This is a genomic window from Halobaculum sp. CBA1158, from assembly GCF_021431925.1.
GTDB lineage: Archaea > Halobacteriota > Halobacteria > Halobacteriales > Haloferacaceae > Halobaculum.
In genome coordinates, this window is record NZ_CP090371.1 from 1,369,484 (window position 1) to 1,389,148 (window position 19,665).

The following is a 19,665-nucleotide window of genomic DNA, read 5'->3' on the forward strand; positions in this document are numbered from 1 at the left end:
TCCGATCGTCCCGGATCTCGGCAACCGGTTCCGGTTTCCGGTCGTCACGTTTCGCCGAGTCGCTAGTTGCCTCGTCTCGACCGGCCGTCGGTCGCGTCGTCGTCGGTCTCGCCGGTACTGTCCTCGTCGTCCTCGCCGACTTCGCCGTCCTCGTCCCGCGTCGCAGACACGAACCCACCGAAGTCTCCCTCGGCGGCGTCGTCGCGGTCGTCGTCCGTATCGGCGTCGCCGATTCCTCCGGGACCGTCTGGACCGTCACCGTCGTCGCCGCGGAGCTGTGCGGCCACGTCGTCCCCGTCATCGTCGTCCCCGCGGTAGCTGGCGACCAGATCGAGTCCGTCCGCGTACCGGCCGAGCGCGGCGAGTTCGTACGAACGGGTGTACGTCACCGTCAGCACCCGGACGGGGAGCGCGACGCAGACGACGAACAGCGGGACACCGACGACGGCGGCCGCGACGACGCCGACGCCGATACCGCCTCCGACTCCGATCGAGCCGGCCTGGCCGGCGACCGCGCCGACGGCCAAGCCGACGATCCCGGCGATCAGCGCGACGACCAGCAGCCCCAGCACCAACAGGATCGACGAGACGATCGAGACGCCGATCCCCACGAGCGCGTGCATCACGAGGTAGACGACGGTCTGCTTCAGGTCCCCTCGAAGGAGCGGCCAGACGCGCCGCCAGCCGTCGATCACGCCGCCGCCGTCGGCGACCATCGCCGGCACGACGAACTCCCGGGTGAAGCGCGCGAGAAACAGGTACGCGAGGAAGTACGCGACCGCGACGACGGCGACCGCGACGAGCACCGCCGGCCGCGACGCCGCCGACTCCACGTCGACGTTCGCGAACACCAGCGCCGCGACGACCGCCGCCGGCGGGATGACGAACGCCGCGCCGAGCCCGATCTGGAAGCCGAGATACCGGAGCCCGTTGACGAGGTGTCGGCGCAGGTCGCCCAGCAGGCGGAGTTCGTCGCGAGCGATCCCATCGACGAGGACGAACTCGAAGATCGGCGACAGTATCACGCCGGCGAGCACGACGCCCGGCACCGCGACGACCGCGAGCAGCCCCACGGCGGCGAACGCCTCGGGGACGCCCATCGGCCCCAACTGCGCCGGCGGGAGGGACGCGATCGGTGCGGCCCCGACGAGGGCGTCGCCGACGAGCAGCGGAAGCGACGCGAGCAGGGTGACTACAGCGGTCGTTCCGGCGGCGGAGCCACCTTGCGTGGTGCTTCCGGCGTACTGTGCCGCGATGTTCGTCCCGTTACTGACGAGTTGGAGGCCGCCGCCGCCACCGCCGCCGGCGAACAGGCTCACGATCGCCACGCGGACCCAGCGGCCGATCGTGGCGGGGAGGAGGAACCCCCGCGTCGCGTCGATCGCGTCGTCGACGGCGTCGACGCCGTACCAGGAGGACATGCCGGCTGATTACTGTATCGGACAATGAAACTTTTCGTCGCTCGGCGGCCGACGGTATCCGGGGTCAGCTCTCCAGGATCGCCGGCCGTTCGATCGTCACCCCGTCGACGTCGACCGTCTCGGTCGGCCAGCGCCCCGTGTCGGTGAGCACCTCGACCGACTCGGCCGTGACGTAGGCGGTGTCCTCGCTCTTGGCCCCCTGGACCGTGGGGTTCCACGCGTACGCCGCTCCGTCCGCGACCGGCGCGTCGCTCCCGGGCGTCGCGAACCACTCGCGGCCGGCGTAGCCCGTCGCGCCGCCCTGGTGATGCTCCCGCCACTCGCCCTCGTAGCCCTCGTCGGCGTACGCCTCGCGGATCGCCGAGAACACGTCGCCCGCGGTGGCGTCGTCGCGTCCGGCGGCCGCCCGAGTCGCGGCCAGCGCCCGCGCTTCCACGCGCTGGGCCGCGCGGTGTCGGTCGGCGAGCCACTCGGGCGGGTCGAACGCGACCGTCCGGGTACAGGAGGCGTGCAGTCCCCCGCGCCTCGCGGTGACGATCACCAGCGCGTACTCGCCGAGCGCGGCGTCGGTGGGCGTCGGGTGGCGGTACTCGGACGCTCGCTCGCTCCCGCCGACGAGCACCACCGGCGCGTCGACGTTCCGACCGGCCAGCGATATCCGGAGGCCGGCGGCGACCTCGTGTTCGGTGTCGCCCGGTTGCAGCTCCCGGCAGACGGTCTCGACCGCCAGCGCGACCTCGCGGCCGAGGTCGCGGTAGGCCGCGAGGTCCTCGTCGCTCAGCCTGAGGCGCAGACGCGTGGCGTTCACGTCGTCGAGTCCGGCCACGTCGAAGTCCGCCGCCGCGGGCGTCGGCGACCGCGCGGCGACCGAGCCGGCGAGGTCCGCCTCGTACCAGTCGTCTGCGGCGACTGACATCGACAGTTCGGCCGGCAGTTCCTCGGCGGCGATCCGCTCGGCCTCGATGTTGTTCGTGACGACCGTCCACTCGCCGTCGCCGAGGTAGCCGACCGCGGCGTCGCCCGCGTCCGCGGTCGCGTCGACCCAGTTGGTGCCGCCGGTGAGCCACGCGAACGCGTTCGGTCGCGCGAACCAGACCGCCTCGTACCCCTCTTCGGCGAGAAAGCGTTCCAAGCGATCCTCGCGCTCCGCGATGTCGACCATATCCGGCGGTGCTCTCGGGCGTGCTTCAATCCCCCGACACGCGCGAGTCGGGGGGCGACGCGGCCGCGCGCTCCGGGGTCCGGGACCGAACCCCTAAAGAGGGGATACCCGAATAGCAGGACAAATGATGACGACGCTCGGGAGCGCGAGCGCGCCCCCCGGGGAGTTCGACACCGGCCGGCTGGAGGTCGGCGAGACCCGCGACGGGTCGACCGTCGGCCTCCCGGTCGCTGTGCTGAACGGAGCCGAGGACGGGAAGACGCTGTACGTTCAGGCGGTCAGCGACGGCGACGAGCTCAACGGACTCGGGGTGATCAACCGGTTCGTCCCGCAGCTCGACCCCGAGGCGATCGCCGGACGGATCCTCGTCGTCGGGATCGTCAACTACCACGCCTTCCAGGTCGCCGAACACCGCAACCCGATCGACGACACGAAGATGAACCGGGCGTACCCCGGCGACGCGAACGGCACCGCCTCCGAGCGGATCGCCGCGGCGACATTCGAGGCGGCCAAGCGCGCCGACCTCGTCGTCGACCTCCACCAGGGCTCCACCTCGCGGATGATAAACGAGGTGCGGGTCCGGTGCGGTCCCCGGCACCGCCTTCACCGCGAGTGCCTGGAACTGGCGAAGGTGTTCGGCACCGGCCACGTCCTCGACCAGAAGGGGCCGGACGGCCAACTGGCTCGCACGGCCCCCGACGAGGGCATCCCGACGATCGACCCCGAACTCGGCGGCTGCGTCGGCTGGGACGAGGAGTCCATCGAGATCGGCGTCGAGGGCATGTTCCGCGTGCTCCGGTACTACGGTTTCCTCGACGGCGACGTCGACCGGGACCTCCAGACGCGCGCCTCCGGGTTCGACCAGTACGGCTCGCCCGCCGGCGGCCTCGTCACCTACGAGAAGGAGCTCGGCGACCGCGTCGAGCGCGGCGAGACGCTGTTCGAGGTCACCGACGCCTTCGGCGCGCTGAAGGGGCGCGTCACAGCCGACAGCGACGGGATATTCTGGCGCTCGCGCCGCCTCCCACAGGTCGCCACCGGCGAGTACGTCTGCTCGGTCGGGACCGACGTCGACGAGTTCTGATCCCGACGGGCCGACGGGCATCGCCTCCGGGGTCGCATCGACCGTGCGGACGATGCACGTATCCGGCACGTTTCACGGCACGTATCCGGAACCTTTCGCGGGGACAGCGGTCGCCGAACGGCCCCAAGAAACTGTTAGATTGAAGATACCTTCATGCCCCGGCTTCGGTAAGCACGTCCTACGCAGGGCGTGACAATCCATGTCAGTAAACCAAAACGGCAGCACGAACGAAGGGGCGCTCGACCGGGTCGCCGGAGTAACGGGATTCGGATGGACGGCGTCGCTTCTCGGATATCTGGGCACGGTACTCGGGTATAGCAACTCCCTTATCACGAGTCCGCAGTCCCTACTGTATCTGGGCTGTATCTTCCTGCTGACGACGCTGGGGATCGACCGACTGCAACGGCGTCAGTCAGGCGAGCAGGACTAGCAACCGCGGCTCGCAGACGACGCGTCTGCGACCGGTCGCGACAGCCCGGGACCAATCGCGACAACCCGGGACCGATCGCGACAGCCCGGACCCCTTCGCGAGCGTCCGCGGCCGGCAGCCACCGTCCGGCACCCGAACCGTCACATACTGGTCGCTCGCCCGCCCCCGCCTACACGTGACCGCTCCGTCGCTTCGCTGCCCCGAGTGCGGGGCCGCCTACGCCGACCGCTGGCGCTGCGAGTGCGGACACGCGCTCGAGTACGCCGACCGACCGCTTCCCGACGGCCCCGCGCCTGACCCGGAGGCCTTCGACGCTCGCGACGGCCTCTGGTCGTTCGGCGGGTTCGTCCCCGAGTCCCCGCGCGTCACCCTCGGCGAGGGGATGACGCCGCTCGTCGCCGCCGACGGCTGGGACGCGGAGTTCAAACTGGAGTACGTGTTCCCCACCGGGTCGTTCAAGGACCGCGGCGCGACGACGACCGTGTCGCGTGCGGCCGGGCTCGGCGTCGACACCGTCGTCGAGGACTCCTCGGGCAACGCCGGCGCGGCGATCGCGACCTACGCCGCGCGGGCCGGTATCGACGCCGAGATCTACGTTCCGGCGTCGGTGAAGGAGACCAAACTCCGGGCGATCCGCCGCGCCGGCGCGACCCCCGTCAAGACCGCGGGGCCGCGCCAGGCGACGACCGACGCCTGCATCGCGGCCGTGGAGTCGGGCGAAGACGCGGGCTGGTACGCCAGCCACGCCTGGAACCCCGCGTTCTTCGCGGGGACCGCGACGGTCGCCTACGAGATAGCCCTCCAGCGCGACTGGTCGGTCCCCGACGCCGTGGTGCTCCCGCTGGGGCACGGAACGCTCTTCCTGGGCGCGTACCGCGGCTTTCGCGCCCTGCGGGACGCCGGCTGGACCGACGGGATGCCGCGACTGCTGGGCGCGCAGGCGGCGGGGCACGCGCCCATCGTCGCCGCTATCCACGGCGAGGACGCCGCCGCGGGCGACAACGACGCCGCCGACGGGATCCAGATCCCCCGGCCGGTCCGGCGCGACCAGATCCTCGCGGCGATCGACGACACCGACGGCGACGCGATCGCCGTCGACGAGACCGCCGTCGAGTCGGAACTGGCCGACCTGCACGCGGCGGGCTTCTACACAGAACCCACCTGCGCCGTCGCGCCGGCGGCCCTGCGCGCGTACCGCGAGCGAGGCGTCATCGCCCGCGACGACGACGTGGTGGTCCCGCTGACCGGGAGCGGGCTGAAGGCGTGAGCCGTCGCCGCGGACCGCACTACCGCTCCGGGTGAACGGGCGCGTCGAACCCACCGCGCACTAGTGGCTTGCTGACGTGTCGCCTGGCGCACGGCGGCACCTCGTACCACCCAAGTTCGAGGTCGCGAGCCAAGGGCGAGTCGACTTTCCCCGGCGCGCTCGTCCCGCAGTCGCGACAGCGGTAGCCCTGGTCCGCGCCGGCGGACTCCATCGACCGGCCGCACTCCGGACAGTCGGGGACGACGGGCTCGGTCTCCACCAGGTCGCGCACGGCGAACTTCTCCAGCTTCAGCGTCCCCTCGGCGACCTCGCCGCAGACGGTGAGTTGGTCGCCGACGCGCAGCGCCCGGACGCGGCCGCGAAAGCGCTTCGTGGGCTCGAAGGCGACGCACTCCAGGGCGGTGTCGCCCGCGCGGTCGGGGCGTGAGGGGTCGCCGACGCCGACGAAGACGTGGCCGCCGCGGCGGGTCTCGGGTTCCTCCGTCACAGCGCAGTCGACGCGGTAACACCGGCCGTCGCGCAGATCGCCCACTTCGCCGGCGACGAGGTGGGCGTCGGTTCCCTGGTTCGTCAGGAACGTCGCGGCTCGTTCGACGGGTTCGCTCTCGATGTCGGCGGCGACACGGGCGACAGCGTCGGGGCCGTCGCCGCGGATCCCGTGGAGGATGGGCCCCGGCGCGCTCGGGACGCACACCGCCTCGCGCTCGCCTCGGTCGACCGTGTCCCAGACCGCGGGATAGCCGGCCTCGGCCGCCGCGAAGACGCTCGCCTCGTCCACCTCGCGAGGGGTGCCGCAGCGGTGGAACTCACGGTAGGAGATGCGCTCGTGGGTCCAGTCGTCGAACGCCCGCCACGCGCCGACGGCCGCGAGCGCGCCGATGCGTCCCCGGCCGACGACGGCGTCGTCGCCGGCATCGTCATGGCTGTTGTCGCCGCTATTGCCGTCGCTGTCGCCGTCCGGTTCCCACCCGCGCGTCTCGTACCCCGCCTCGTCGGCGAGCGCGAGGGCCGCATCGAGGCCGTGGAGTTCCCGAACCGCCTCGCGCGCGAAGTCGACGACCCCATCGGGTACGTCCTCGGGGTCGCCGGGGGCGACGACGACGCCCGGGGAGGTCCGGGGGTCGTCGCCGACGGCGTACTCCTCGACCAGTTCGGTCGCGAGCGACAGCGTCGTCTCGGGGTCGATGTCGGCGTGCAGCGCGAGCGCGGCGTTCCCCCGCGTCTTGTGCTCGACGGCGGGGTTGAGGCGGACGAGCAGGCGACGCCCGACGCGGCCGCCGGCGTCCTCGACGGCCTCGGCGAGCAGCGCCGCGAGGTACGTGCTGCACATCCCCTCGGTCCGGGAGTCGGTGTCGTCGAGGCCGATGACCGTCACACGCGGACGGAGACGCCGACCGGAATTGTGCCTTTCGCGTCGGCCCGTTCTGTGGGACTTCTCGCCCCGTCGCCGGTGACGACCGCGGGACGGCGGTCGGAAACCTGTTCGATTGGGCGGCACAATCCATTTAAGTACCGAGTCGCTTACTTCACGGTATGTCCCGGAAGGCGCTGGTAGGGAACGTCACCGCGATGCTCGCGGACGCGGAGTTCCTCGTCAGCGACCGCTGTGCGGTCAGGCCCAAGAGCTTCGACGTGGCCGCACGGCGCGGCGAGGACCTCCTGCTGGTGAAGGTCCTCGGCAACGTCGACGCCTTCGACCGGGCGACGGGCGCGGAGATGCGCCGGCTGGGGGAGTACCTCTCGGCGACGCCCATCGTCGTCGGCCTGCGCACCCGCGACGAGGACCTGAAGCCGGGCGTCGTCTACTTCCGCCACGGCGTGCCGGCGATCCACCCCGACACGCTGTACGACCTCGTCATCGAGGAGGTTCCCCCGCTCATCTACGCGGCCCCGGGCGGGCTGTACGTCAACATCGACGGCGAGACCGTCGCGGAGGAGCGCACAGAGCGCGGCTGGAGCCTCGGCCGCCTCGCCGACGAACTGGGCGTCTCCCGCCGCACCGTCGCCAAGTACGAGGACGGGATGAACGCCTCCGTCGAGGTCGCCGTCCAACTGGAGGACCTGTTCGACCGCCCGTTCTCGGACCCCGTCCGCGTGATGGAGGGTGCCGAGGAGGTCCGCGACGCCGACCCGACGCCCGAGCCGCCCGAGGCCGATCCCGACGACGAACACGTGTACGGCGTCCTCTCGCGCGCCGGGTTCGCGGTTCATCCCACCCAGCGGGCCCCCTTCACCGCCGTCGGGGAGGACGAGGCCGAACCCCGCGTCGAGTTCACGCTGCTCACCGGCCACTCTCCGTTCACTCGGACGGCCCAGAAGCGCGCGAAGCTGATGGGGTCGCTCGGCCGCGTCACCGGCACCCGCGCGGTGTACTTCACCGAGGGCGACGAGGAAGAGCCCAAGGAGGAGACCGTCGACGGCACCGCCATCGTCACGATGGTCGAGCTCTCGCGCGCCGACGACCCCGAGCGCATCCGCGAGCTGATCCGCGAGCGCTCCGACGAGCCGGCCGAGGCGTGAGGTCGCCCCGGCTGCGGGGCGAGTCCGTCGACGACGTGTCCCATGCGGCTGCGACCGTCAGTCGGCGGTCTCGTTCACACTCGCGAGCGCGGCGGCCGTGTTCGACCCGAGGACCTTCCCCAGGTACTCTTCGGTCTCTGTGATCCGGTCCCGGTTCGGATCCGACAGCGTGAGCACGCCCCACTCGCCGACCGGGAGATACACCTTGCTCGCGACGCCCTCCCGTTGGATGTCCGACTGCGCCCCCACGGTGACCGGTTCCCCCTCGTCGAAGGCCCGCCACGCGTGGGTCGCCTCGGTGTCATCCCGCTCGTACGCCGCTCTGGACCGATCGTAGCGGTCCGCCGCTTTCGACGTCGTCTCGCTGGGGACCAGTCGGTCGGTCTCGGCGTCGTAGCGGCGCGCCCCGTTGTACGGGAATCCGAGCACGTCCGCGGCCGCCGACAGCGCGATCCGCTCGATCTCCCTGGGGTCGTCGGCCGCGAGGAACCGCTGTGTCGCCTCGTGGAGGTCAGCGAGCGCACGCTGTACTCGCTTCTGTTCGTTGATATCGGTCAGGACGACGTACTGCTCGTCGCCGTCGCCGCCGGCGGGGACGACGGTCGCGAGGAACTCGCGCTCGCCCGCGGCCGTCCGACACGTCAGCTCGGTCTGGCGACCGGACTCGCCGTCGACGATCCCCTCGATGGATCTCTCACCGACCGTGTCCACGAGCGTCGCGACCGGCGTGCCGATCGTTCGCTCGGGGGCCGCGTCGAACCGACGCGTGAACGCTGGGTTCACCTGATCGACCGGCATCGTCGGATCCCCCGCGTCGACGACGAGCGTCGGGGCGGGGATCGACTCGAACAGCGACTCCAGGGTCGCGTCCTTGGCCGCGAGCGACCGTCTGGCGGCCTCGCGTTCGCGCTCGACGCGCCGGCGCGAGAGCGCGCGGTCGATGCTGTTGGCGAGGACGGTGAACGACTCGGACCCGCCCTTCTGGACGTAGTCGGTGACGCCGGCGGAGATCGCGTCGCTGGCGATCTCCTCGCTGCCTCGACCGGTGAACAGCACGAACGGCACGCGGTCGTCGATCTCACGGACCCGCCGGAGCAGCGTCAGCCCGTCCATTCCCGGCATGTCGTAATCGGAGACCAGACAGCTCCTGTCCCCTCGCTCGATCGACTCGATCGCCTCCGCCGGGTCGGTCGTTCCAGACACCGAGACGCCGTCGAGATCGCGGGTCAATCGCTCGGTCACGAGGTCGATCATCGCCTGCTCGTCGTCGACGACTAGCACGCGCTGGACCGATGCGACCTCACCTCCGAGCGATGTCTGCACCTGCATGACTACTGTCGCATCCGGTAAAAATCCCCGCCACCGGGGTCGATCGACCCCGTTACGCCGCCGCGCCGCCGTACGTCTCCTCGAGGTACTCGACGATGTCGTCGGACTCCGGCATCCCGTCGACGCCGTGTTCCTCGTCGACGAGGACGGGGACGCCGGTCTGGCCGGACACCTCCTCGACTTCGGTGCGCTCGTCGTGCGACTGCGGCACCATCACCGAGTCGTACTCCAGGCCGAGCTCGGCCAGCTTGTTCTTCACCTTCGCGCAGTACGGACAGCCTTCCAGTTCGTAGAGGACGAGTGTTGACATCTCCGCTCGGACGTACGGCCGCCGGCGACTTAAACTCCGTCGGGGTGTGCGCTGCGTCCGCGGATGCGACGGGTGCGTGTCCCGGTCACTCGGCGGTCAGGCCGACGCCGCCGGCGGGCCGGTCGGTCGCCGCCGCGTCGGCGACCGCCCGACGGAGCCCCCTGTCCGCGCCGGCGACGACTTCGCCGCCCTTGATCACGACGAGCGGGTCGTTCAGCGTCGTGAGATCTCCGGTCGGGTCGGCCCCGCACACGAGCAGGTCTGCGTGGGTTCCCGGCTCCAGAGTCCCCTGACCATCGAGTCCGACGGCGTCGGCCGACGCCTTCGTCATCGCCGTCAGCGCGTCCAGCGGGTCCATCGCGTAGTCGGCCATGAATCCGACCTCCGACGCGTTCGCGCCGTGGGTGTTGAACGGCGTCCCCGCGTCGGTACCGCCGGCGACCCGGACGCCCGCCTCGACGGCCCGGCGGAACGACTCGATGTGGCGCTCGTACACTCGTTCGGTCTTGTGACGCACGTCCGCCGTCGCCGCCTCGACGTTGCGGACGATCCGGTACGGGGCCGACAGCGTCGGCACGAGCGTCACGTCCTCACGCACGAGCGCGTCGACCGCGTCGTCGTCGAGGAACGTGCCGTGCTCGACGGTGTCGACGCCGGCGTCGACGGCCGCCTTCACGCCCGCCGCGCCGTGGGCGTGGGTGGCCGCGTGCATCCCGTGACGGTGGGCTTCCTCGACCAGCGCGTCGACCTCGGCGTCGGTCAGCGCGACCGCGTCGGGGTCGGTGCCGGGCGTCGTCACCCCGCCGGTCACCATGAACTTGATGAACTCCGCGCCCCGCTTGGCCTGCTCGCGGACCGCCTTTCGGGCGTCGTCAACGCCCGTTATTTCGCGTCCGAGGTGGTGGCCGTGACCGCCGGTGGCGGTGATCGACCGGCAGTTCGCCACAGTCCGCGGGCCGGGCAGGTCACCGGCGGCGATGCGGTCGCGGACGTGCACGTCCACGTCGCGCGCGCCCATCGCCCGGATCCCGGTGACGCCGGCCGCAAGCGTCGCCCGCGCGTTCCGCGCCTCGACCAGCGCCAGTTCGGCGTCGCTCATGCCGACCACGTCCTCGACGCTCGGCTCACCGGACAGCGAGAGGTGGACGTGGGCGTCGACCAACCCCGGGACTATCGCCCGGCCCTCGCAGTCGACGACCGCCTCATCGCCGCGGGGGGTGAGGTCGCCGGCGTCCGCAATCTGGCCCTCCGCGACCCGGAGGTCCCCGTCCCTGACGCCCGCGGCGTCGGCGAGCGTCGCGTTCCGCAGAAGCATACCGATCGCTCGGTCCGGGCGTCGAAAGAGGGTTGCGAATCCGCCCCCGGCGTGACCCGCCTCTCGCCGGGCGATCGGGTCGCGGCGTCGACACGTCGGCCACAAGGGGTTTGTTTCACCGGCGGAGTCTCACGAACCATGAGAGAGGGACCGGATCGAGGCGGCGGTGTCGAGGCGGGATCGGGGCGGGAATCCGGCGTCGTCGACCGGGTGGCGTTCGTTCGCGGTGCCGCCGCGGGCGTCGGGGCGTACCTGCTGGGGTATCTCGCGACGTACGTCACGCAGGCCGGGGCGGTCCGCGACCGGCTCTCGGGGCTCAACTTCCTCGCGGAGCTGTTCGGCGGGGAGGGGATCGCCGCCTGGCAGGGCGTCGGCTGGTACTTCTACAACGCCCACTTCGTGGCGACCGTGTCGCCGTCGTTCGGCGGCGGAACGCGCTCGACGAACTTCCTCGCCACCGCCGAGGCGAACCTCGCGTACCTGTACGTCGTCCCGCCGGTCGCGCTGCTCGCGGCCGGCGTCGCCGTCGCGGCCCTCCGCGGGGCCGACGACCCGGCCGACGGCGCAGTCGCCGCCCTCGGCGTCGTTCCGGCGTACTTCCTTTTGGCGGTCGTCGGCGCGTTCGCGTTCGCCTACGGGGCCGGCGACGCGGGCAGCGTCCACCCGGAGTACGTCACCGCCGCGCTGCTCGCGGGCGTCGTGTACCCCGCCGTCTTCGGCGGTATCGGCGGGGCGATCGGGTCGTTCGCGGTCTCGAGGTGAGCGCGCGTCGGCCGTCGAGGCGGGGTCTCAGAGGTCGCGCGCGACCATCTCGCCCCAGCGTTCGAAGCCGTACCGGTCGTAGAACGCCCGCGCGCGGTCGTTCTCGCGGTCCACGTCGAGGACCATGCGATCCAGCGGGAGATCCTGTTCGCGGGCGACCGATAACGCCGCCGCCATGAGGTCGTCCGCGACGCCGGTCCCGCGGTACTCGGGCCGGACGTACACCTCGTTGAGCACGGCCGCGTCCCAGACGAACGACAACGATTCCGGGAGCACGAACACGTACCCGGCGAGGTCGCCGGCGGCGGTGTGCGTTTCACCGTCGGCGTCGCGGTCGCGGTCATCGCTTCCATCCCCGTCTCGGTTATCGTCTACCGCCGCGACCGTCACGGTCGCGGCCTGTTCGTCCACGCAGCGGTCGACCCACGCGAGCCAGCGCCGGCGGTACTCGTCGGTGAGCTTCGCCGCGTAGCGCTCCGCCTTCCCGTCGCCGCCGGTTCCCGCTCCCAGTCCGGTCTCGAAGCCGCGCTTGAGCGCCCACAGCGCGTCGGCGTCGCCGGCGCGGTACGGCCGCACGGTCGCCGCGCTCCCCTCGTCGGATCCGTTCATGTCGACCCGTTCGCCGCCGAGCGAATCAACCCCGCGGATGTTGCTCGCGGTCGCGACGGGGGTGGTCACGGGCGTCCGGTCGCGAGCTTCACTCGCGCGCCTCGCGGAGGAACCGCGCGGCGAGGACGCCGTAGCCGGTCGCGGCGATCAGGAGCTGCCACCCCGAGGTGGCGAGCGGGAACACCCGTTCCACGTCCTCGGGCTCGGCCCCGGGGGAGGGGTCGACGCCGGTGACGTAATGGGTGTTGTCGGTCGTCCGCACGGACTCAGGCTCCGACTCGGGCGCGAACTCGACGAACGTCTGGACGAACCCGCGCTGGTTCGAGAGGACCGCCCGTCCCTTGAGGGTGTAGAATCGGTCGTGGATCGGCCAGAGGAGGTTGACGCCGTTGAACGCGTAGTCGAGACCGACGCCCGCGACCGAAAACGCCGCGATCGCGACCCAGGCCACGCCCGCGCCCGACGCCCCGAACCGGGCGAGGATCCACGACTCTGCTCGGACGCGCGTGTCGTACGCGAGCACCGCCGCGGCGATCGCAGGGAGGATCAGGTTGTGGCCGACGGCCCGGTGTGCGCCCGCGAGCACCGGCGAGAGGAACGAGTCGAGATCCGGAAGCGCGGCCGCGATCAGGACGACCGCGACCGCCCGTCGGCCGAAGTGGTCGTCCCGCACGAGCGCCGCCGCGAGCAGTCCCGCCAGCCCCAGGTGGACGATCGTCGAGGGCACGCCACGCTCCAGGGCCGGCGGCGACATGGTCGTTTCGGCGAGTTCGGTCGCGACCGCGGCGGCCCGGGACCGGTCTCCGACACGCTTACACGGTCGTCCCTCCTCCCGCCGGCAATGAGCGTGGGCGAGGACGACGACGGCGCGCGCGCGGAGCTCGCCCGCCGGATCGCCGGCGAGATCACCCTCTCGTCGGACCCGGGGGCGACCCTCCGGAAGTGGCGGACCGACTTCGGGGTGTCACAGACGGAACTCGCCGGCGAGCTGGGCGTCTCCTCGTCGGTGATCTCAGACTACGAGAGCGGCCGCCGGGAGTCGCCGGGGATCGGCCTGGTCTCGCGGGTCGTCACGGGACTGCTCGACATCGACGCTGCGCGCGGGGGCGCACGCATCCGCCAGTACGCCCGCGTCGTCAGCGCCGGATTCGAGTCCGACATCGTCCGCGACATCCGGGAGTACCCCGCCGCCGTCCCCACCGAACGGGTGTACGAGGCGCTCGACGCCACCGAGATCGCGCCCGGGGAACGCGACACGGTCAACGGCCACACCGTGATCAACTCCATCGAGGCGATCACGTCGCTGTCCTCGGAGGAGTTTTACCGGCTGTACGGCCAGTCCACCGACCGCGCGTTGGTGTTCACCGGCGTCACCCGGGGGGAGTCGCCGCTGGTGGCGTTGCGGGTGGTGACCCCGACACCAAACGCCGTGATCCTCCACGGGCTCGACGAGGGAGCGCTGTGGGATCACGCCGCCGCGCTGGCGCGGGTCGACGGCTTCTCGCTGGCCGTCTCGACGACGGATCTGGAGCCGGCGCTGGAGGTTCTTCGGTCGCTGTAAGCCTCAGGAGTCGGCGGTCGCTCGGGCGTCCTCGACGAACTCCACGATCCGTTCGGCCCCGACGAAGCCGTCCGCGATCCGACCCACCTCTCTCGGACCTCCCTCGTCGCCGCCCTCGGGTCGCTCTGTGCCTCGGTCGGTCTTGGATTCCCTCTCGTCGGATCCCGCACGGAACAGGGCGAGCGTCGGCACCGACCGGATCGAGTGCTCGCTCACGAGCGAGGGGTCGGTCTGCGGGTTCACGAGCAGCACCGGCACGTCGGCCGCGCGGGCGACGCTGCCGAGGACGGGCTCGATGCTCTGACACAGCGTGCAGCCCTTGGTGTAGAAGTCGACGAGCACGAGGTCGTGCTCGGCGACGGCCTCGCGGAGTTCCCCGGGGAACTCGCGCGCGTCCACGTCCCGCGGGGCGGGCGTCGTCGTCGCCGCCGCGTCGCCGCCGGCGGTCGCTGAGGTGTCGCTCATGGCCAGAGATCGGCGACGGAGGGTGAAAGGCGTTGCAGTCGCGTGTGCGGTCGGCGCACCGCCGCGCGACCCGGACCGTCGACGGTCCGGGTCGTCGCGAGCGTCGTGGCCGCCGTGATCGCCACGCCGACGAGACGGGCGTCGATTACTCGACGTAGTCGTACTTCCGCTCGCTCATCCGGCCCCAGCCGGTGAACACGAACTCGCCGTCGGGCTGAGTGAACTCCTCCAGCTCCACGTCCATGTCGTGGTTGTGGCGGTCGTGGACCTGCTCGTACTCGTCGTACGAGAGGTCGTAGCGGCGCGCGAGCTGATCCTCGAGATTCAGCGCCTCGATCTCCCCGCGCCAGTCGTCGGCGACGGTCTCGGCGTGGATCTCGGCCTGCGCGCCCGAACCGTACGACGCGACGAGGAGCTTCTGCCCCTCCAGGTCGATGTCGTTCGCAGCGGCGTGGCGCAGCGCCGAGGTGCGCGCGAGGTGGACCGAGCCGGTGTACCAGTTGCCCACGCGCCGGGAGATGTCGAGCGTCGGTTCGATCGTGTCGGCGTACCACGACTGGTACTCCTCGGTCTCCTTCAGGTCGTCCATGTACGCCCGAATGGCCTCCTCGTAGTGCTCCCAGTCGTCGAACTCCTCCTCGCGGGGCTGGCGGCCGATCCGGCCCTCGAGGGCGTCCTCGATGTCGGTGTCGCGGATCATGTGGCGGTAGCCGAGCAGGCCCGCTTTGCGGACCATCCCCGGGAACGGCGTGTGAAACGGGACGTACGCGAAGTCGTCGGGGTGGGCGTCCCACGCGACCGACTCGAAGTCAGTCAGCGCCTCGCGCATCCGCGCGAGGTACACCTGCATCGAGCGCTTGCCGTCCACGCTCGGGAACTGCTGGTTCGGCTTCAGGAAGTCGGTCTCGTCGGCGCTGCCGTACCCCTGCTCGGTCGAGAGTTCGACGATCGACGGGTCCTCGTCGATGAGCATCGCGACCGCGCCCGCGCCCTGGGTCGCCTCCCCGGGGTCGCCGCGGGCGTACAGCGCCGTGTCGGTGGCGATCACCAGCGCCGCGCGACCGCGGTTGCGCCCCGCCTTGATCCAGTTGTACGCGTCGTCGATGCTCTGGGTGCCGGCGACGCACGCGAACTTCCGCTCGCCCTTGTTCGCGTGGTGGAAGTCGCCGTCGTACACCTGCTCCAGACAGCCCGCGATGTACGTCGAGACGGGCTTGGAGTTGTCGAACGCCGACTCCGTGGCCACGTCGATGCGGCCGATGTCCTGCGGGTCCAGGTTCTTGCGGTCGATCAGGCGCTTGGCCGCGTTCGCGCCCATGGTGACGATGTCCTCGTAGGCGTCGGGGAACGAGGAGGTCTCCAGCCCGAGCCCCTTCGTGTACTTGCCCGGGTCCTCGCCCTTCGCCGGCGCGAACGTCCCCGGGAGGTCTAGCTTGAGCTTCCCGGTCCAGATCTCGATGGCGTCGATGCCGACTGCTGTCATGAACGGCGGTACGGAGAACTGGGTTGTAGGTCTGTCGATGGTGAGATACGTCGATCGTCGAATCCGCAGTCAGGCGGTGAAGCTGAACGTGTACGTACCGGTAGTCCCGTCTGCAAGTTCGTAACCGACCGTTACGGTTACCGTCTCACCAGAGAGGTCGCGCGGACTCCCCCCGCCGTTGACGAACTGGTACAGGTAGACATCGGCAGTATCTCCGTCCGCCAGTTGTGCGAGGTTGTCGAGCACAGCCGTCTGACCGATGTCGATCCGCGGTCCCTCCTCGATGTACCCGTCTTCCGGATCGTTACGGGCAGTCGGATCGCCAACGACGTTGAAGAACGCCTCTCGGTTGTACTGACCATCACTACCGTTGTTCTCGACGTATCCAGCCGTGGATCCGCTGGTCGTGTCATCCACGGTCAGGTTCGTGATGTCCATCTCCTGTCCCGCGGTGTTCTCCAGCGTGAAGACGACGCCCGAGCCGTCGCCGTCGGGGCTCGATGTCGTTCCACTCCCGGACACGTACTGCAGGTCGGCGGTGCTGCCACCTCCGCCTCCTCCAGCCGCCCCACACGAAACGGTCCGCTGATCGTTCAGCCCTACGAAGTACTGCTCGTTGAGGCCGTTGTCGAACTCGTAGGTGGTGACGAAGAACTCGTCCTGATTGAGGGCGGCGTCGTAGTCGTAACAGACGTACCGCGTTACGTTCGGCTGGAACTCGATGGTCGCGTCCTCGAACGGACCGCCGATGTCGAGCGTCGGCGACTCAGCCGCCGTCGTCACCACCGCTTGGGTGGGATTGTTTCCGCCCGACTGCGCGAAGAAGTTGATCCGGGCTCGCGAGGAGTTCACCGTCTGGCCACCGCGGTTCTCCAGTTCTAATACTGCGATCGAGTTGTCGTTTTGCTTCCGATAGGAGTCGACGAGGACGACCGAATCCGGGGGGTTGGGATCATTCGCAGACCCGTCTCCGCCGCCGCTCCCGGCGTTCACCCCGACTGTCGTGTCGGCGTCCTCGGGCGTCGAGGCGTCGAAGCCGCCCAGTCCGTCGTAGCTGAAGTTCAACGTCTCGTCCCCGGTCGCGTCGGGGGTGTACTCGAACACCGCCCGCCCCTCGCCGTCGGTGACGACGGACGAGTCGGCCAACTCGCCCGAGGCGTTCGTCTCGCCCTCGACGGCGACGTCGCTGACGGGGTTGCCGTACCTGTCTCGGACCTCGACGACGACCTCGCGGGTGTCGCCGACGGACGTTGTGCCGGGCGCTCGCTCGACGTCGATGTACGCCGGATCCGGCGACTCGCGATCGGAGGGGCCAACATCGACGACGGCGATCCCCAACGAGTAGTTCCGACTGTCGTTCAGTTCGACCGTGACGGTGTCAGCGACGGGTCCCGGGGAGACCGACTCGACGTACCCGTTATTCTCCACGTCCAACAGCTCCGGTCCGGCCCACTCGGCTGCCGACCGCGTCGTCGGAACCGTGATGTCCATCGTCCCGTTGACGCGCTCGCGACGCGTGACGACGCTGACCGCGGAGGGGTCGACCGAGACCGACGAGACGCCGTTGCGGTCGAGGTCCCCGCGGACGAGCACCAGCGTGATGCGGTCGCCGTCGATCAGTTGTTGGTCGGTGACGTTGAGCGAGCGGCCCGAGGGGAACTCGTTGCGGAGGCCGCCGGGTTCGTACCGCGTCGTCGGGGCCTCGCGGTAGAGGTTGTACCGCGGCTCGTAGGTGAGAAAGCGGGTGTCGAACGAGCCCGCGGTGCCCCAGTAGTCGTTCGCCTCCGAGTCGCCGACCACCTCGACGCCCTCCAGCGTCGCGTTCGGCGTCGATCCGTTCGTCCGTAGCGTTCCGGAGGCCGGCGGCGGATTCACGAAGAACGCCCGGCTCGGGTAGCGAGTCCCCAGCGACACGGTCGTCGGCGTGGCGTCGCCGGTCCGGCCGGTCGCGACGATACCGTTCGACAGCTCGACCATGTCGGTCTGCACCTCCTGGTTGTGGAGGAACTCGACCTCGCGGTTCTGGTCGGGGACGACCGTCGCCTGATACGTCGAGAGGGCGACGATGAGGAACCCGAAGAGGATCACCGCACCGATCTGCACCGTGACGGCGCGCTCGCGCTCCGGTGACCCGTCGGATCCCCCCCGTGACATACGCACCGCTACCCGTCGGAACGCTAAAAAGGAATGGGAGACGTTCTGGACCGGCGCTCAGCCGTCGTCCTCCTCGACGACCTCGGGGTCGGACATGGCCGACTGCAGCGAGTCGAGCCCGTTGGCCCACTCGGAGACGAGACCGTACTCCAGATCCTCGACGGTCTCCATGGGCAGTTCGTCGCCGTCGATGATCCGGGTGCCGGCCTGCACGAGGTAGCCCAGGGCGGCGTCGACGTCCTCCTCGGCCTCGGCGGCCGCGGCGGCCTCGACGTACTCGGCGACGGTGGCCTCGTCGGCGGGGCCGCCGACGACGTACTCCTCGGCGCTGTAGAACACGCACACGAGGCTGGTCTGGACGCCGTCGATCAGCATCGCCTTCTCCTCGTCGGCGATGTCGACCTCGTCGAGCACGATGTCGCGGATGTCCGCGATCTCCCCGACCGCCTCGTCCTCGCTCAGTCGGTCGTCGTCGTAGGCGGCGACCACCTTCGCGACCGCGATCGCCGTGTCGTCCTGAAGGTTGAGCAGCAACCGCGCGGAGTCCTCGTCCTCCGGGTCGAGGTCCTCCCCCGCGACGCGGTCGAGCCAGTTCTGCCACCGGTCAGCGGTGTAGAACGTCTCCTCGGAATCGCTCATACCCACACGGTTTCGGCCTGCATTGATATGCCTTTCTTATCCCCGAACGCGGAGCGAGAGACGCCCACGCACGGCGATTCCTGCGGCCGAATTCGGCCGGTCGCGTCGTCGGCGACGGTGGCGGTAGCGGCGTCAGCGCCGGCGTCAGCGACGGCGTCGCGCCGCCGTCGCGCTGCCGTCGCGCCGCCGCACGATCACGTCGTTGCGTGGTCACGGTACCTCGGTCTCAGCCGACTCAGTTCACTCCGCGTCGGCCAGCGTCGCCTCGGTGTCGATCTCGTACACCGCCCGCGGCGTCTCGACGTGGGCGGTCCGCACGGCCTCGTCGTATCCCTCCTCCAGTAGCCACCGGACCCGCCGCGGGACGGTTTTCGGACCCATCACCATCCCCGGCTTCTCCGGGTCGTCGACGAAGTCCGTCTCCATCAGGAACGGCGCTCCGGACTCGGCGGCCCGACGGAGCCGGTCTTTCTCGCTCATCACGCTCGGCGTCGGTCCGGCGAGTCGTCCGGCCGCGTAGTGTTTCACGACCCGCTTCGGGTCCATCCCCGCCTCCGCCGCCCACGTCGCGATCTCGGAGAGGTCCTCGCTGGCCTCGGTGTGGAGTTGCACCGGACAGTCCAGCTCGGCTCCGTGCTCGAACGCCCGGCGCATCACGGCGTTCGAAGCGTTCCAGACGGCGTCGCTCACCTCGTAGTGCGGCCGCCCCGACTTGAGTCCCAGCGCGCGCCCCTCGGCGACGTACTCGGCGGCCACGTCGATCCCGTCGCACATCAGCGACCGCGCCTCCTCGGGGTCGTACCCCTCGTCGTCGACGAGCCGCGAGACAAGACCGGGGTGGACGCCGAGGACGGCCCACGCCGTGCCGCGGAGTCGCTCGCTCGCGGCCGCGACGGCGTCCAGGGTCGCCTCGAACGCCCGCCGGAAGTCCTCGCGCTCGCTCGGAATCGGTCCCAGGAGCCAGGAGGGCTTGTTGACGACGATCAGGTGCGTCCCGCCCAGGCGCGCGAAGTCGTCGACCGCGTCCATCCCGCGGCCGTGCTCCGGGTCGAGGTGGAGGTGGTCGTCCAGGACGGGCGTGCCGAGGTCCTCGCTCATGCGACCCGGTTGGACGCCGACCCGCGAAAAGCCTCCGGGGTCGATCGGCCCGGTCG

The 19,665-nt window shown here is 70.6% G+C and carries 18 protein-coding genes; 5 read left to right on the forward strand and 13 right to left on the reverse strand.

Going from position 1 to position 19,665, the window contains the following annotated elements:
* Positions 1-62: 62 nt before the first annotated feature.
* Positions 63-1,421, reverse strand: coding sequence for a hypothetical protein (locus tag Hbl1158_RS07235; protein WP_234299373.1), 1,359 nt, complete (start codon positions 1,419-1,421; stop codon positions 63-65).
* A gap of 64 nt (positions 1,422-1,485) precedes the next feature.
* Positions 1,486-2,583 carry a M24 family metallopeptidase gene (locus Hbl1158_RS07240; protein WP_234299374.1) on the reverse strand — a complete coding sequence of 366 codons (1,098 nt, stop codon included), beginning with the start codon at positions 2,581-2,583 and terminating at the stop codon, positions 1,486-1,488.
* 127 nt (positions 2,584-2,710) lie between these two features.
* Here Hbl1158_RS07240 and Hbl1158_RS07245 point away from each other — a divergent pair, with 127 nt between their 5' ends.
* Positions 2,711-3,667 (forward strand): succinylglutamate desuccinylase/aspartoacylase family protein, encoded by a 957-nt coding sequence (locus Hbl1158_RS07245; protein WP_234299492.1) that lies wholly within the window; start codon positions 2,711-2,713, stop codon positions 3,665-3,667.
* Between the two features lie 605 nt (positions 3,668-4,272).
* Positions 4,273-5,364, forward strand: a complete 1,092-nt coding sequence (locus Hbl1158_RS07250; RefSeq protein WP_234299375.1) for a pyridoxal-phosphate dependent enzyme — start codon at positions 4,273-4,275, stop codon at positions 5,362-5,364.
* 19 nt (positions 5,365-5,383) lie between these two features.
* Here the strand turns inward: Hbl1158_RS07250 and Hbl1158_RS07255 are convergent, their stop codons facing one another.
* Positions 5,384-6,739, reverse strand: a complete 1,356-nt coding sequence (locus Hbl1158_RS07255; RefSeq protein ID WP_234299376.1) for a tRNA(Ile)(2)-agmatinylcytidine synthase — start codon at positions 6,737-6,739, stop codon at positions 5,384-5,386.
* A 158-nt stretch (positions 6,740-6,897) separates the two neighbouring features.
* Here Hbl1158_RS07255 and Hbl1158_RS07260 point away from each other — a divergent pair, with 158 nt between their 5' ends.
* A complete protein-coding gene (locus Hbl1158_RS07260) occupies positions 6,898-7,884 on the forward strand; it encodes a transcriptional regulator (RefSeq protein WP_234299377.1) in 987 nt (328 codons plus the stop codon).
* Positions 7,885-7,941: 57 nt separating this feature from the next.
* On the opposite strand, the gene Hbl1158_RS07265 is transcribed toward Hbl1158_RS07260, so the two are convergent.
* From Hbl1158_RS07265 to Hbl1158_RS07275, 3 genes are all read right to left on the reverse strand, one after another.
* Entirely contained in the window at positions 7,942-9,207 is a 1,266-nt protein-coding gene (locus Hbl1158_RS07265) for a response regulator (RefSeq protein WP_234299378.1), read from the reverse strand.
* Between the two features lie 58 nt (positions 9,208-9,265).
* Positions 9,266-9,523 carry a glutathione S-transferase N-terminal domain-containing protein gene (locus Hbl1158_RS07270; protein ID WP_234299379.1) on the reverse strand — a complete coding sequence of 86 codons (258 nt, stop codon included), beginning with the start codon at positions 9,521-9,523 and terminating at the stop codon, positions 9,266-9,268.
* An 85-nt stretch (positions 9,524-9,608) separates the two neighbouring features.
* Complete coding sequence (locus Hbl1158_RS07275) at positions 9,609-10,838, reverse strand: amidohydrolase family protein (RefSeq protein ID WP_234299380.1); 1,230 nt, start codon at positions 10,836-10,838, stop codon at positions 9,609-9,611.
* 138 nt (positions 10,839-10,976) lie between these two features.
* Here Hbl1158_RS07275 and Hbl1158_RS07280 point away from each other — a divergent pair, with 138 nt between their 5' ends.
* Complete coding sequence (locus Hbl1158_RS07280; protein ID WP_234299381.1) at positions 10,977-11,600, forward strand: transporter; 624 nt, start codon at positions 10,977-10,979, stop codon at positions 11,598-11,600.
* Between the two features lie 27 nt (positions 11,601-11,627).
* Here the strand turns inward: Hbl1158_RS07280 and Hbl1158_RS07285 are convergent, their stop codons facing one another.
* Entirely contained in the window at positions 11,628-12,209 is a 582-nt protein-coding gene (locus tag Hbl1158_RS07285) for a GNAT family N-acetyltransferase (protein WP_234299382.1), read from the reverse strand.
* Between the two features lie 88 nt (positions 12,210-12,297).
* On the reverse strand, positions 12,298-12,936 hold the full coding sequence (locus Hbl1158_RS07290; RefSeq protein WP_234299383.1) for a metal-dependent hydrolase: 639 nt from the start codon (positions 12,934-12,936) through the stop codon (positions 12,298-12,300).
* A gap of 114 nt (positions 12,937-13,050) precedes the next feature.
* Here Hbl1158_RS07290 and Hbl1158_RS07295 point away from each other — a divergent pair, with 114 nt between their 5' ends.
* The gene (locus Hbl1158_RS07295; RefSeq protein WP_234299384.1) at positions 13,051-13,770 is read left to right on the forward strand and encodes a helix-turn-helix domain-containing protein; all 720 of its coding nucleotides are present in this window, start codon (positions 13,051-13,053) and stop codon (positions 13,768-13,770) included.
* Positions 13,771-13,773: 3 nt separating this feature from the next.
* On the opposite strand, the gene Hbl1158_RS07300 is transcribed toward Hbl1158_RS07295, so the two are convergent.
* The 5 genes from Hbl1158_RS07300 to Hbl1158_RS07320 all read right to left on the reverse strand — a co-directional run bounded on the left by Hbl1158_RS07300 (position 13,774) and on the right by Hbl1158_RS07320 (position 19,609).
* Positions 13,774-14,235, reverse strand: coding sequence for a thioredoxin family protein (locus tag Hbl1158_RS07300; RefSeq protein WP_234299385.1), 462 nt, complete (start codon positions 14,233-14,235; stop codon positions 13,774-13,776).
* Between the two features lie 145 nt (positions 14,236-14,380).
* Positions 14,381-15,718: a hydroxymethylglutaryl-CoA synthase gene (hmgB, locus tag Hbl1158_RS07305; protein ID WP_234299386.1), complete on the reverse strand. Its 1,338-nt coding sequence runs from the start codon at positions 15,716-15,718 to the stop codon at positions 14,381-14,383.
* A 69-nt stretch (positions 15,719-15,787) separates the two neighbouring features.
* Positions 15,788-17,872 carry an Ig-like domain-containing protein gene (locus Hbl1158_RS07310; RefSeq protein ID WP_234299387.1) on the reverse strand — a complete coding sequence of 695 codons (2,085 nt, stop codon included), beginning with the start codon at positions 17,870-17,872 and terminating at the stop codon, positions 15,788-15,790.
* 57 nt (positions 17,873-17,929) lie between these two features.
* Positions 17,930-18,511, reverse strand: coding sequence for a DUF2150 family protein (locus Hbl1158_RS07315; RefSeq protein WP_234299388.1), 582 nt, complete (start codon positions 18,509-18,511; stop codon positions 17,930-17,932).
* Between the two features lie 240 nt (positions 18,512-18,751).
* Positions 18,752-19,609 carry a TatD family hydrolase gene (locus Hbl1158_RS07320; protein ID WP_234299389.1) on the reverse strand — a complete coding sequence of 286 codons (858 nt, stop codon included), beginning with the start codon at positions 19,607-19,609 and terminating at the stop codon, positions 18,752-18,754.
* Between the last annotated feature and the right edge of the window lie 56 nt (positions 19,610-19,665).